Origin of the sequence: Bradyrhizobium sp. STM 3809, from assembly GCF_000239795.1 — a bacterium.
Classification (GTDB): domain Bacteria; phylum Pseudomonadota; class Alphaproteobacteria; order Rhizobiales; family Xanthobacteraceae; genus Bradyrhizobium.
The window spans coordinates 1-14,117 of sequence record NZ_CAFJ01000788.1 but is presented as its reverse complement, the minus strand read 5'-3'; the positions used below and the strand labels follow the sequence as shown (position 1 = coordinate 14,117).

Genomic DNA, 14,117 nt, shown 5'->3' with positions numbered 1-14,117 from the left:
TCCGCCACCACCTCCGCAGCCGCCGCCGCTGCAACCCCCACCACCACTGCTGCCGAGCGCCCTGGACGTCGCAAGCACCGAGGCGTAGGCGGTGCCGGACAGCACTGTCGCGCCCGTGAGGGCGACGGCGAGCAGCAATTCATGATCGCGCGGCGCGCGGGCCGCGCGGGCATGCGTCGCCTGATAGCCCTGCAGCACCTCGTTGCCGGCCTTGGTGCGGGTGGGGGCCCGTGCGAGCGCGCCCGCGCCCAGCACAGTGGCGAAGATCAGCAGCATAAGAAAGCCCACGTCGTGGTGCCGCGACACGCCGACGAGGACCTTGGTCAACCCGAACAGGACGAGCACGCCGACGAACGGCAGGACGGTTTTGCGGAATTCCGCCATCTGGCTGCCGGTCGGAGCATAGCCGAGCGCCTCCAGCCGCGTCTGGATTCGCGACATGAGCGGCGCCAGCGCCTGCTGAAATTGCTGCCGTGTCATCTCCGGGTGCAGCGCAAGCCGCGGCGGATGGTCCATCAGCGCCGTCAGCGGCGCCTGATCGGTCACCGTGATCTTGTGATCGCGGGCCGTGAACGTAGCTGCCCCCTTCGCCGCGAAGCCGAGCAAGACAGCGTCGCCGAGACGCTGGGCGCCGCCGGCGAGATAGGCGAGCTCCAACTCGCTCAATGACGGCCGGGACGAGCCCGCCGCCGGTCCGATCGTGCCGCGAAGCACGAAGCCCTTGAGAAAAAGGATGGCAGCGAGAACGATGTAGACAAGTAGGAATGGGCCGGCCGTCCAGTTGAACGGGTTGAGCGCCATAGTCATCTCCTGAATAGCCGCCGCAGCCATGCGCGGGGCCGCGGCAGGATGAGCCAATGAGTGCGGTCGGTGACATGATAGCGCGGGCCGGCAAAGCGGATGTGTGTCGCCGGCCACAGATCGGGGCTGGGCGGCCCGAAGAAACGTTCGTGCAGCGCCAGGGTCTCGGCATATTGGCGGCGGTAGGTCAGTTGCGCCTCGGCGCCGCCGGGCGTCGGGTCATGATGCAGCGAGGCCTGTAGCCGTTCGCCGCACCAGATCGTCCAGTAGTCACGCGAATAGATCAGGTGCTGATGCCAGACCTCGTCCACTACCTCGCTCGGTGTCACCGGCGCGGGCGAGACCATGGCGAGGAAGCAGAACCGGCGATAGGCTTCGATAGCGGCCCGGGCCTCGTCGAGGCTCCAGCCATGATCGCGCGCCAGACGCTGGGTGAAGTTGAAGGGTGTGTCCGGCTCGAAATCATGCGCGGCGATGCGCCGCCACAGGTCCTGTCGCGCAGGCGTCCAGTCCGGCTCGCCGGCCTGGACATCGACCTTGAGCTGCGCGCGCTGTACCGAAGGGTCTCGGAGATCGTGCACGGCAGGATCATAGCATGGAAGCGGATCGCGTTCCAATGGCCACCCGGCAAGGCGGCCCGTTATGCTGAATGTCAGCCTCCGAGACGTACCCTGGCCTGTGCCAATTTGCGCCACTCGGCATCGAGGCGGGCCGACAGGTCGAGCGCGGCACCGGGGGGCAGCAGTCGCTCGATGGCCGGCGCCTCGATCGGATCGACCGCCGGGAGCGCGGCATAGCCGAGATTGGCGAGGCTCGCGCGCAGCGGCGGGTGGGTCGAGTCCTTGTCCTCCATGGGCTCTTCCTCCATCCTCTTGGCCGCCGCGGCGGCGAGCGCATCATGGTCGCGGATGGCGACGAGATGGGTCGACATGCGCTGCAGCGGCGTGGCCGGCAGGCTGATGGCGCCGAGCAGATCGGTCTGCAAGGGCGCAAAGACAAGTTCGCGCAGCCGCGCCGCGCCGCCGGCGATCAGCACGAGCGATCGCGCCATCTCGGGTGATCCCATCAGCGCCGCGGCGCGCCGGTCGGCGGCCAGCTCGTTCTGGCGCGACAGCACGAGATACTCCCGGTTGACCCATCCAAGCACGGCGCGCAGCAGAAAGGCCGCGATCCGGCCGGTGACGGTGCGATCGGGGTTCGCGTAATGGAGAACGTTCTCGCAGGCGCGCAGAAAGTCGAACAGGTTGCCGGCCCCGGTGGTGTGACGCAGCTCGGCATGGGCGACCTCGTGGGCGATGGTGGCGCGGATGGCCCGCTCGTCGAGGATCATCAACAGCGGCAGTCCGACGGTCATCGTGACATGCTGGCGGAAGATACCGGCGAAGCCGCGCGCCTCGCTGATCGACGCATTGAATTCGGCGTCGAACCGCAGGGTCCGCCGCGGCTTGGCGAAGGCCGGATCAAGCTCCCGCCAGATCTGCCACAGCGCGGGCGCCGTCGCTTCGTCCAGGACGTTGCTCCGCTCGCGCCGCGCCGGCACGAACAGGATCCCGAGCGCCAGCGCGACCGCGGCCGCGATCACGCAGAACATGATGGGCGCGGTGGCCAGCACGACCCGCGTGTAGTCGTCCAGCAGCATCAGCCAGATGAACAGCAGTCCGCCGGCCAGCACCACCACGGGCAGCACCGCGTAGCGCCCAAGCAGCAGGATGGACGACAGAACGAGTCGCTTCATTCATCGACCCTGATCGCATCCTCCGGCCGCACCAGCTTGATGTCCTGCGCGGCGGCCCAGGACCAGATGTCCTGGCGCTTCAGCGCGGTGGCCATCAGCTCGGGAAACTGGTGCGGCGTGCAGGCGAACACCGGGCAGCCGAGCGAGGCGAGGATCGCGGCGTGCTTCGCGTCATAGGCCGGGCGGCCGTCGTCATTGAGCGCGAGCAGCACGATCAGGTTGACGCCCGACGACACCAGCGCCTTGGCGCGGGCCAGCATCTGCTCGGCGATTCCGCCCTCGATCAGATCGCTGATCAGCACCATGTGCGTCCGTGTCGGCTCGTGCACCAGGCGCTCGCAATAGGCCAGCGCCTGGTTGATGTCGGTGCCGCCGCCGAGCTGCACCGAGAACAGCACCTCGACCGGATCGGCGAGCTCCTCGGTCAGATCGATGATGTTGGTGTCGAACACCACGAGCTTCATCGCGATCGCCGGGATCGAGGCCAGCACCGCGGCGAAGATCGAGGAGTACACCACGGAGGTGCCCATCGAGCCCGACTGGTCGACGCAGAGGATGACCTCCTCGAGGTTCGTCCGTCGCGCCGCGCGGGCGTGGCCGACCAGCGTCTCCGGCACGATCGTGCGATGCTCGGCCTGCCAGTGGCGCAGGTTCTTGCCGATGGTGCGCGGCCAGTCGATGTCACCAGCGCGCGGTCGCCGCGTGCGGCGGCGACGGTCGACCGCGCCGCGGATCGTCTCGGTGGTGCGCGCGTCGAGCTTTTCCATCAGCTCCTTCACCACCTTGGCCACCACCTCGCGCGCGGTCGCCTTGGTCTTCTCCGGCATCACCGCGCGCAGCGCCATCAGGTCGGCGACGAGATGCACGTCGGCCTCCAGCGCGGCGAGAAACTCCGGCTGCAGCAGCATCTCCTTCAGCCCGAGCCGCTCGAACGCGTCCTTCTGGATGACCTGCACGACGTTCGCCGGAAAGAACTCCCTGATATCGCCGAGCCAGCTCGCCACCCGTGGCGCCGAGCCGCCGAGACCGCCGCGCCGGCCGCCGCCGCGCTTGCCGCCGGAGCCCGCGTCATAAAGTCCGGCGAGCGCCGCATCGAGCCTGCGGTCGCGATCCGACAGGCCGGCCTGGTCGTCGCCGCCGAGCACGAGGCGCCAGCGGCGATTGCGCTCGGCATCTGCATCATGGCTCATCGGTTCGCATCCTTCCTCGGCCGGTCGGCACCCAGGATGGTCAGCAGCAGCGGCAGGGCGGCCTCGAAGCCCGCTGCGTGCGCAGGCAGTGGCGCGAGCGGTTGCAGCGGCGCGACGTCGGTCGTTGCCGAGATGGCGACGGGGCGCTGTCTGGCCAGCTCGTCAAGCAGGCGCCGCCGCTCGTTGCGGTCGAAGCTCGAAAACGCGCGCCGCATCACCGGCAGCAGATTGTTGAACGCCTCGTCGTCGATCGCGGCCAGCCAGCCGTCGATGATCCGGCGCAGCGCGTGATCGTGCAGCAGCACCTGGCCGCTCTGGCCGAGGAAGCCGTCGAGCCAGTCGCCGGCCTCGAGCGTCGGCACGCTGTGGGACAGCGCACGCGACAGCGCCAGCGCGGTCTGCTCCGGCGTGACGACGCCATGATCGTAGAGCGCGCGGCTCGCCAGTCCATTCAGCAAGGGATGCGCGGATGCGTCATTGGCGACCGATGCGAGCGCGCGCCGCCATCCCTCGCGCAGGCTGGCATCCTCGATCAGGCCGATCGCGCCATCGAGCCGCGCCAGCTTGCCGCGCAGCTCGGTCGCGACGTCCGACTGCAGGTTGCGGCAGGCATAGACGAGACCGGCACAGATCGCCTCGACGAGGCTGGTCACCAAGAGGCGCAGCGCCTCGGTCGGCAGCTCGCGCGCCGTGCCGTAACGCAGGATCTCGGCGAGCGGCGGCACCGCCTCGGTGAGATCGCCGACATCGCTGGTCGCCGCCGAGCGCTGCTGCAGCAGCACGATCGTCGCCTCCGCGGCCTCGCTCAGGCCGGCCTCGAGGCAGCCGCGCACGATGTCGGAGACGGTGTTGAGCGATGCGGCCGCCTGTGCGTTGCTGATCGCGGCATTGCCGGCGGCCTGCGCGACGGTCGTGCCATGCACCAGCGCCTCGACGAGGCGCACCGAGAATTCCGGCTCCCAGCGCAGTCGCCAGTTCTCGCGAAACGTGCCGCGGCTCTGGCCGGAGCCCTGCAGGCGTCCCCACGGCACCTGGATCAGCGTGAGCCGATGCAGGAGTTGCGACTTCGCGAGGCCCGCCTCGCTGCGCAGGTCCAGCGCGATATCGCTGTCGAGCGCCTCGGGCTTCAGCTTCAGCTTGCGCTGCCAGCGCGCGAGATCCGCGGCGAGCGGCATCTGCGGCACGCTGTCGTCGATCTCGCCGACGCGTTGGCCGATGATCAGCTGCTGCTCGATCAGGCGAAACAGCGCGGACTCGCCCTCGCACAAGGTCGCCAGGCTCGCCTCGCGCATCTCGGCCAGTCCCGGCAGTGCGACGTCGCGCAGCGCGGCCAGCGTGATCGCCAGCCGCGACGCCTCGATGACCGAGGCCGTCGATGCCGGCCGGCCGTTCCGCCGCAAGAGCTCGGCGACGCGCGCCTGCCAGCGTGTCGTGAAGCCGGTGGCATCGAGCGCGGTAGACTGGCCGTGCTGCAGCCCCTGCCAGAGATGCGCGTACCAGCCGGGCGAGATCACGCCGGCGCCATAACCGGAGGACGCGGCGAGACGCGTCTCGGTCCACGGCACCCAGGTGGCGGTGACCTTGATCTGCGGCAGCCCCTTGAGCAGCGCGCGATCGTCCTTCAGCGCAACCCTTCTGCGCAGCGCCGGCACGTGCCACGCGCCGCAGACCACGGCGACAGGGCCGGCCTGTTCGTTCAGCGCGGCGGCGATTTCCAGGCGCATATGCGCCTCGCGGCGCAGCTCGCGCTGCGCTTCGTCAGCGGGCTGATAGGGCAGGGGATCGATCTTTTCGCGCAGCGCGCCGATGGCCGCTTCCAGAGCGGCGAAGATCTCCGGTCCATGCGCGCCCTGCTCGACGATCGCGTTCCACCAGGATTCGCTGTCATCGTAACCGGCGAGCGTGGCGAGATAGGCCAGCGGATCGCGCCGGATCTGCGCGAGCTCCGGATCGGGGGCACCAGATTGATCTTGCGCAGCCGCGCCGGCGTCCTCCGGCGCGGCCTCGCTCTCCTCGTTCTCCTGCTTTGCCGTTTTGGCCCGCTCGGCGAGCCGATGCGATGCCGGCAGGTCGATGAAGCGGACGGGACGCTGCTTCGCCAGCGCCCAGCGGATCGCCTGCCATTCCGGCGAGAACAACGCGAACGGAAAGAAGCTCGCATTGGCGGCGTCGTCCTGCGCATGCACCAGCAGCGCGACCGGCGGCACCATCGCCGCCGAGGCTGCGAAGCTGATCAACTCGTCGGCGTCCGGCGGTCCCTCGATCAGCACGACGGCGGGATCGGCCGCGTCCAATGCAGAGAGCACGGCGCGCGCCGAGCCCGGCCCGTGATGCCGGATACCGAGAAGATGCAGGCGATCGGGCGTTGCCGCGGCCATGTCACATCACGTCGCGGATCGCGCCATAGAGATCGGCCCACGGCTTGCGCTCGCGGACGACCGTCTCGAGATATTCCTGCAGCACCACCCTGTCCTGCACCGGGTCCTTGACGATGGCGCCGACCAGGTTGGCGGCCATGCTCTGCGCGTCGATCACGCCGGAGCCGAAATGGCCGGCCTCCGCCCAGGCGCCGATCGTGACCGCGATCGCCTCCGCCGTCGACAGCGAGCCGGACGGAGACTTCAGCTTGAGCCGGCCGTCGAGCGTCTGGCCGTCGCGCAACTCGCGGAACACCGTGACGATGCGCATGATCTCCTGGTCGGCCGGCGCGATCTTGGGCAGCTCCAGTCCGCCGCCGATCTCGCCGACGCGCTTGGTGACGATCTTCACCTCCTCGTCGAGATCGGCCGGCAGCGGCAGCACCACGACGTTGAAGCGCCGCTTCAGCGCCGACGACAATTCGTTGACGCCCTTGTCGCGCGCATTGGCGGTCGCGATCATGTTGAAGCCGCGCTGCGCATGAATGGAGTCGTTGATCTCCGGGATCGGCATCAGCTTTTCGGAAAGCACGGTGATCAGCGTGTCCTGCACGTCCGAGGGCATGCGGGTCAGCTCCTCGAAGCGGACGATGCGGCCGGCCTCCATCGCCCGCATCAAGGGCGTCGCCACCATCGCCTCGCGCGACGGGCCCTTGGCCAGCAGCAGCGCGTAGTTCCAGCCATAGCGGATCTGGTTCTCGTCGGTCCCGGCCGTGCATTGCACGATCATCTCGGACGAACCGGAGATCGCTGCGGCGAGATGCTCGGAGACCCACGACTTCGCCGTACCGGGCACGCCGAGAATGAGCAGCGCGCGGTCGGTCGCGAGCGTCGCCACCGCGGTCTCGATCAGCCGGCGGTTGCCGATGTATTTCGGCGAGATCTCGCCGCCCGATTTGGTGCGGCCGCCCATCAGATAGGTCACGACCGCCTGTGGCGACAGCCGCCACTGCGCCGGCCGCGGCCGCGTGTCCTCCTGGGCCAGCGCCTCGAGCTCATGGGCATGCAGCGCCTCGGCTGAGCGGCGCAGCTGCGCCTCGTTCGGGCTCGCATCGGCAAGGGTCATCGGCAAACTCCCGGCATCATGTGCGCGCTCACGCTGGCAGCGCGAGAACGAGATCGGTGAAGTCTTTCGCCGCCCGCGTGGTCGAGAGCGGCAGCGCGGCGAGCGAGGCGGTGAACGCTGACATCGCGGCCCGCGGCATCAACGCGGCCATCAGCACCAGCCGGCCGTCATCCTTCTGCGCCGCCGGCGTGGTCGCATCGGCGAGCTCCTGCACGGTCTTCTGCCAGGCGGACGAGGCGAGCACGCGTTCGGCGATGCACGGCGCGAGCGGCTGGCGGGCCTTCGCGGCGAGCGACATCAGGATGTAGCCGTTGAGCGACTCGCCGGCGCCGAGCCGCGCGCCGATGATGCGCGTCACCGCGTCGTCGTCGCCCTCGGCGACGGCGGCGTCCATCAGCAGCATGAGCACGCGATGTTCGCTCGGCGGCAGCGCCGCGATCAGGGCTTCAGCGGTCGCGCCGACGGCGTCCGCGAGCGCCGACAGCTGCAGGCCGCCGAACAGCCGCTCGCGCAGCACTTCCGCCTCCTGCCATTTCAGTCCGTCGCCAGGCAGCTTGAAGGTCAGGGTCGAGGCGGAGCCGAGGCCAATCTTGGCGAGCAGCGAGCCCGAACGTTTGAAGCATTGCGCGGCCTCCGCAAGACGGGCGCCGCGTTCGGCACGTTCGGCAATCCGCGCCAGCAGCTGCGCGGCGAGCTGCTTGACGCTGTCGGCGCGGTCTGTGCTGAGACCATCCAGGAACGGCTTGTCATCCTCGCCGAGGCCGACGGTGAGCGCATCGAGCAGCGCCGCGCGAACCGGCGCGGGTTCGGTTTTCCAGACGGACTCGATCAGCGCGCGGCCCCCGGCGGGATCGTCCCGGCGCAGTCTCGCGACGAAGCCGCGGCGCTGCGCCCTCGGGAAGGTCGTCCAGTTCTCGGCGGTGATCCGCTCGAAGAACAGGCCTTTAGTGGTGTCGTCATCGGAGTCCGGGGCGATCAGTGCGAGGAAGGCGCGCTCGGCGAGGCCGAGATCGTCCGCCTCCGCCTTGATGTGCGCGGCGAAATCCGGCAGGTCGAACGGATGCAGCCGGCAGCCGGCGGCATGGATGCGGCGCAGCGCCAGCGGCAGGACGTTCGAGGCGAGCGACTTCTCGACGCTGCGCGCCAAGACCTTCAACGCGCGGCGTGCCGCGTCGGGCAGGATCGGCCGCGCATCCTGGTGCAGCCGCAGCGCAGCGTCCGGAACGGGATCGGTCGCCGGCGCGGGCGTGCCGGCAAAGCGCTGCCATTGCGCTGACAGCGCGAGCAGCGGCAGCGCCGGCTCGCGATCTCGCGGCAGCAATTCGGCGAGCTCCGGCGGAATCGTCGGCGGCTGCCGCGTCAGGCCGAGCAGGAACGACTGGCGCAGCCTTGCATGGATCTGCGGATCGATCACGCTGGCCATTCTCAGTCCTCGTGATGCCAGCGGCCGAGCGGCGTGTCGGCGGCGAGCACCTGCGCAACCCTGCCGTCCCACAGGCACAGCAGCGACAGATCGTCGAGGCCGAGCAAGGGCATCAGCTGCTCGCGCTGGCCGCGCTCGACCGCGATGGCTTCGCCACTGCCGTCGATGATCCCAAGCGATGCCTTGCCGGCGGTGCGCAGCGCGACGCCCGACAGCAGCAGGGGCCAGCGCTCGAGCCATGGCAGCGCCGCGAGCGTCGCCGCGTAGTCGTGCAGCGCCGGCGCAAGTCCCGGCAGCGGACGCGGCCATGGCGCCACGCTGGAGGTCTTGCGGCTCGCCAGCAGGCCGCGCAGCGGCGCGGCCGAGGGATAGAACACCACCTCTGCGTCGATCACATCGCCCGGCGCGAACGGAAAGCCGGCGCCGCCGCCCGAGACGGGGACGAAATCGATCAGCACGGCCGCGCGCGGCTGGCTTGGTTCGGTGCTCGCATTGACCAGCCAGGTCTCCAGCCGGCGCAGCTTGTCCGGCTGCACCTCGGACAGGTTGGCGGCGACGATCCACACGCTGCTGACGCGCGGTGCCGTGGCATCGGCCAGCAGCTCCTCGCGGCGGACCGTCCAGCCGACGGCGCGGCGGACGTCCTGGCGCAGTGCCGCGGGCAGGCGGTCCTGGTGCCGATAGGCGGAGGCGATCAAAATCATCGCGCTCAGCCGCTCGATCGCGAGATCGGCGCGGCGCTCGTCGCCGACGCGAAACAGCTCGGTGCCGAGCTGATCGAGCCGCGCGGCCAGTCCGCCGGCCTTGGCGTCGACGAGGCGCGTCGACAGCGTCCGCGCGGCGGCCGCGGCGCGGCTCGCGAAATCGACGAGGCCCTGGTTGAGCTGGTCGGCGATCCAGCGGTCGAGCTCGTCGAGCCCGGCAAGGATCGCCGCCTCGCGCTCGGTCTTGATGCGCTCGCGCTGCGCCTCGGCGCGCGCGGCCGCTTTCGGATCGACCGCCACGGGTGTCGCGGCCTCGGCGAGCGCCGCGTCGAGCGACGGCGCCGCGCCGGCCTCATCGCCGTCGGGCTTGGGCTTGCCGGGCGGACGTCCGGTGCCGCCGCGCCGGCGCGCGCTCCAGTCCTCGACCCATTGCGGCGGGCTCGCGCTCTCGAACCGCTCCGGCTTGTCGACGCGCAGCCACAGTACCGCGAGCACGTGCTTGCAGGGAAACTTTCGGCTCGGACAGGTGCATTTGTAGCCGCCGCCATCGGCGGCTGTAACGACGCGATACGGCGTGGCGCCGGAGCCCTGGCATTCGCCCCACAGCACCTCGGCATCGGTGCTCGTGGCCAGCACCGGCCAGCTGGCGGGCTTGACCAGCTTCAGCGCCGCGCCGAGCGAGGCCTGGTCGGGCGCGAGCCCCTCGATCCGTTCGCGTGTCAGAGACACTCGCTCTCCCAACCGGCTGATCGCGCGATGCGCACTACCTAGCAGATGGCAGGAGAGCTGCACAACAATCCAGGCGGGACGGCGGCAGCCGTCACCGCGCTTCTTCCGCTCTCATTCCCGGGAGACAACAGAGTGTGGCCGCGAGGGCGCTTGCGCCGTCAGGGCCTCGCCATCCACGCCACGACTCTCCGCGTGCATCCGGCCCGCCCGAGCAGCCGTGATTGCACCACGAACTCGCGCCGGACGGAGTGGCCCGCGCGAGCCGCGGCCTGCTCCGCGCCCGCGATGCAATCCGGCTGGTCGCGGAAGCAAAGCGAAACCCAGCCGCGCTCGTCATTCGCGGTGCCGGCGCCGGTGGTTGGGGTTGATGACGGCAGTCCGTAGGCGGGATGGTCGGCGCTGTAGAACGCCGTCGCGAGCGCGAGGCTCTCGGTGCCGCCGACATATCGGAGCGGCTGCCCCGTCCATTCCCGCCATTGCCGCGTCGCCTCGTCCGCGACCTGCCGGTAGTAGGTGCGACCCTCTTCATAGCCATGCGCGTTGCGATAGAGCGCGTGCACCGGTGCCGCGACGAGGGTCGCCACGACCGCGATTCCGGCGGTGAGCATGGTCATGTTGACGGTGTGGAAGCGTTCGATCGGATAGCTCGCGCCGCACACGATCACCACCACGAACAGGAACAGACCCTGGAGCGCCCACAGCGAGGGCAGGTCGGTGCCGATGATCAGCGCGTTGGCGACCGGCAGGCCGATGCTGCCGATGCCGATATAGGCCAGCAGCCGCAGCCCGTCGTTCAGTCCGGCCATGTCGGAGCCGAAGCTCTTCAGTCTCGGTCCGGTCACGATCACCCAGGTCAGCGCCGCTCCCGCCATCGCCGCGAGCAGGCCGAGTACGAAGGAGATGGAATCGTGCAGCGACGTCGCGAGGTCGGACCGCGCATGCGTCAGCGCGTGCTGGATTGGCGCGGCATCATGGACGATGAGCCAGTCGAGGTGCATCCACAGCAGGGCGATGCCTGCGGCGGTCGAAATCCACGGTGATGCCGATGTGAAATAGGCGCGGCGCTGCGGATGGGCTGCGGCGGCCAGCGCGAAGCTCATCAGAAGGAAGATCGAATAATATTTGCCCAGCACCGTGATCGCGGCAGTGATCCCGGCTGCGGCCGACCAGGGCGTCGTCCGGCTCTCGAACGCGCGCAGGAAGCAGTAGGTCGCCAGCGGCCAGGTTGCCAGCTGCACCGAATTGGCATTGAAGCGCTGCGCATGGAATTGATAGGCCGGGGTCAGCATCAGCAGGAGCAGCACGATCACCCGCTTGTCGCCGGCCGCGAAACGCCGCGTCACCAGGTCGACGCACCACAGCGCCAGCGCGGCGTTGGTCATGGCCATCAGATGGAAGGACCAGTCGGTCGCCGGCAGCACGGTCGACCAGGCGCCGGCGATCCAGCCCATCAAGGGCGGATGCTTGGCGTAGCCCCAGCCGAGTTGCCGGCCGAAGCTCCAGGTCTCCAGGACGTCGGGATGGAGCGCGGCGCCGGCATAGGCGATGCAGAGATAGATCGTCCAGACAGCCACAAATCCCGCGAGCAGCAGCGGGATCGCCCAGCCGGCGCCGATCCCGTCCAGCCAGCGCAGGAACGGCCGGCGCCACGCCGCCGGATCGCTGTCCGACCGTGCGGCAATGGCTGAGAACCCGAACTCGCGGACCATGTCGGCGCCTTTCAAGGAAAGCGAGCCGGTCCCGGCGAGCGGCGCCGTGTCCGATCGATCATGCGTCAGTCCTCATGCGCGCGTGTTCTCGGCAGTCACTGGGAACGTGATCCTGCGCCAAAGGGATTACGCCACGCTGACATTTTGCACGCGAGCCCGTAATCGCGCGGGCCGGGAAGGCAAGGTCTGTCATCTGATCCCAATCGCACTGACGCGGGTGCGCGGTCATTGCTTCAAAGATGTCCGTATCCGCGGGCATGATGCCCGGTCCGGAGAGGGAAGATTGCCCGGTCGATCGCGGCCGGCGCGTCGAACGAGGCAATTCCATCAAAGCCGCAATTCAGCAAAGTGCAAATAGAAAGCCACAACGAGACACAGCAATGAGGAGGCAACGGGCGCGCATCGACGTCGCCCCATTGTCATCTGGCGCAGTGACAGGAGCACCACGTGGAGATATCGCGGGACCATGGCGAGCCGCATCCGGTGCTGAGGATGCTCCCCGGCCGGGACTCCGGCTGCGGACCTGCTCGCTTCGCGAGTCGGGCTTGAGCCCGGACACGCCGCGCCTCAGCGCGTCTCTCTGCTCCGCTGCCACTTCAGGAAATCGCTGTAGAGCTTGGCCGCCTCGTCCGGCGACATCCGCGCCTGCGCCTTGCGCTCGTCGAGGAATTTGCGGAATTCGGCCGGGTTGCCGTCGGAGGCCGGCGACTGCACCGCCCGCGCGCCGTCGAGCCAGTCCTGCGCCGCCTTGAAGCGGATCATGCCCTGCACCGGCGCCGACAGCACCGTGTCGCGCCATTTCGGATGCCGCGGCGGCGACTGCAGCACCTGGATCTTGCCGAACAGCGCGTCGACGAACCGCGCCGTGCGGCGATAGCGCTCGCTGTTTTCAGGCCAATTATAGACCATCAGCACGGTGGAGGCGGCGACCGCGTCCACCTTGGTGCCCGGCGGCACCAGATTGGGATATTCCTCCGACGAGAACGTCGTCGGCAGATAGATGTCCTGCAGCACGCGGTCATACGGGACCGCCAGGAGATGCAGCCGGCCGCCCTCGTTCTTGATGCCCTTGATGATCGGCGCGTCCTTCGACACCGAGGCGATCCAGGCATCGCCCTGGCCGTCGATCAGCTTCTGCAGGCCGCCGGTCGGATCGGTCACGGAATCGATGTCGGCGCGAATGCCGAGCCGGCGGAAGATCGTGGTCGCGGCCGGCAGGCCGATCGACTTCTCGGCGAAGACGCGCTTGCCGTTCAGATCCTCGAGCGAGCGGATCTCGCGCCGCGCGATGATGTGAACGTCGTTGTGGAAGAGCTTCGCGATGTAGCGCACGCGCTGGGCAATGTCCGGAATGTTGTATTCCGTCTTGACGAATTCCAGCGCGTCGGTAGCGACGAAGCCCATGTCGATGTTCTTCAACATGATGATGTCGACGAGGTTCTGCGCCGAGCCCTTGCCGAGGATCGGCAGCACGCGCAGGTTCTCGCCGTCGTCGAGTACCGCCGCCATGTCGGAGCCCATGACCGACATCGGCCCGCCGATCGGCGCGGTGATGACGGTCACGGTGCCGGAGTTCAGCGACTCGCGGTCCGGCAGATCGCCGATCTTGGCGGCGCCGGCCGCCGGACGCGCCTGCTGCTGGGCCTGGGCACTGCCGCCCGCCAGTGACGCGGCCGCCAGCAAGATTGTCGAAACGAGTGCGCAAATACGACCACGCGACACACGAACCCCCGAACGCTTCCTTGAGTCATTCTAATTTGGCAGTGCACTTAGCATCTCGATCCAGGCCGAATTTTGTTCTTCACGTGATGATGCACAAGCCGCTGCAAATTAGCCCCACCAGGTCCATGTCTCCGCTGAAATTCATGCGTGCGATGAGGCGTGTGCGATCCGCGCCCTGCGTCAACGCGCCGCGCACACGCCGGACGAACTAACAACTCAAGCGCTTGCGGTGTCGAGCCGCGCAACCTGTTCGGGCGTCAATGTCAGCTGCGTGGCCGCGACCAGGGTATCGACATGCTCCGGCTTGGTGGCGCTCGCGATCGGCGCCGTCACCGAGGGCTTGGCCAGCAGCCAGGCCAGCGCCACCGAGGCCTGCTGGGCGCCGGTCTCGGCGGCCACCGCGTCGAGCGCCGCCAGGATGCGCATGCCGCGCGGGTTCATGTATTTCGGAATGCCGCGTTGTCCGCGCGGGCTCTTGCCGAAATCGGCCTCGGAGCGGTACTTGCCGGTGAGGAAGCCGGCGGCGAGCGAGAAGAAGGTGATGACGCCGACCCGGTTCTGCTCGCACACGCGCTGCAGCGCGCCCTCGTAGACCGAACGCTCGGCGAGGCTGTAGTCCGG

The 14,117-nt window shown here is 68.9% G+C and carries 11 protein-coding genes; all 11 read right to left on the bottom strand.

What is annotated here, in order from left to right; all coding sequences use genetic code 11:
* On the bottom strand, positions 1-801 hold an 801-nt coding region (locus BRAS3809_RS33325), incomplete at its 3' end, for a TIGR04222 domain-containing membrane protein (RefSeq protein ID WP_083839224.1).
* A 2-nt stretch (positions 802-803) separates the two neighbouring features.
* Entirely contained in the window at positions 804-1,418 is a 615-nt protein-coding gene (locus BRAS3809_RS33320) for a glycine-rich domain-containing protein (protein ID WP_240535836.1), read from the bottom strand.
* A 35-nt stretch (positions 1,419-1,453) separates the two neighbouring features.
* A complete protein-coding gene (locus BRAS3809_RS35455; protein ID WP_083839223.1) occupies positions 1,454-2,536 on the bottom strand; it encodes a M48 family metalloprotease in 1,083 nt (360 codons plus the stop codon).
* Positions 2,533-3,726 (bottom strand): vWA domain-containing protein, encoded by a 1,194-nt coding sequence (locus BRAS3809_RS33310; protein WP_008966414.1) that lies wholly within the window; start codon positions 3,724-3,726, stop codon positions 2,533-2,535. The genes BRAS3809_RS35455 and BRAS3809_RS33310 overlap by 4 nt, the downstream gene beginning before the upstream one ends.
* Positions 3,723-6,104 carry a DUF5682 family protein gene (locus tag BRAS3809_RS33305; protein WP_008966413.1) on the bottom strand — a complete coding sequence of 794 codons (2,382 nt, stop codon included), beginning with the start codon at positions 6,102-6,104 and terminating at the stop codon, positions 3,723-3,725. Before BRAS3809_RS33305 ends, BRAS3809_RS33310 begins: the two co-directional genes overlap by 4 nt.
* 1 nt (position 6,105) lies before the next feature.
* Complete coding sequence (locus BRAS3809_RS33300; protein ID WP_008966412.1) at positions 6,106-7,209, bottom strand: ATP-binding protein; 1,104 nt, start codon at positions 7,207-7,209, stop codon at positions 6,106-6,108.
* A 28-nt stretch (positions 7,210-7,237) separates the two neighbouring features.
* A complete protein-coding gene (locus BRAS3809_RS33295; RefSeq protein ID WP_008966411.1) occupies positions 7,238-8,632 on the bottom strand; it encodes a DUF5691 domain-containing protein in 1,395 nt (464 codons plus the stop codon).
* A gap of 2 nt (positions 8,633-8,634) precedes the next feature.
* The gene (locus BRAS3809_RS33290) at positions 8,635-10,065 is read right to left on the bottom strand and encodes an SWIM zinc finger family protein (RefSeq protein ID WP_008966410.1); all 1,431 of its coding nucleotides are present in this window, start codon (positions 10,063-10,065) and stop codon (positions 8,635-8,637) included.
* Positions 10,066-10,223: 158 nt separating this feature from the next.
* Entirely contained in the window at positions 10,224-11,774 is a 1,551-nt protein-coding gene (locus BRAS3809_RS33285; RefSeq protein WP_008966409.1) for a glycosyltransferase family 39 protein, read from the bottom strand.
* A gap of 567 nt (positions 11,775-12,341) precedes the next feature.
* Positions 12,342-13,496, bottom strand: coding sequence for a TAXI family TRAP transporter solute-binding subunit (locus BRAS3809_RS33280; RefSeq protein ID WP_035660287.1), 1,155 nt, complete (start codon positions 13,494-13,496; stop codon positions 12,342-12,344).
* Positions 13,497-13,712: 216 nt separating this feature from the next.
* On the bottom strand, positions 13,713-14,117 hold a 405-nt coding region (locus tag BRAS3809_RS33275; protein ID WP_035660284.1), incomplete at its 5' end, for an aldo/keto reductase.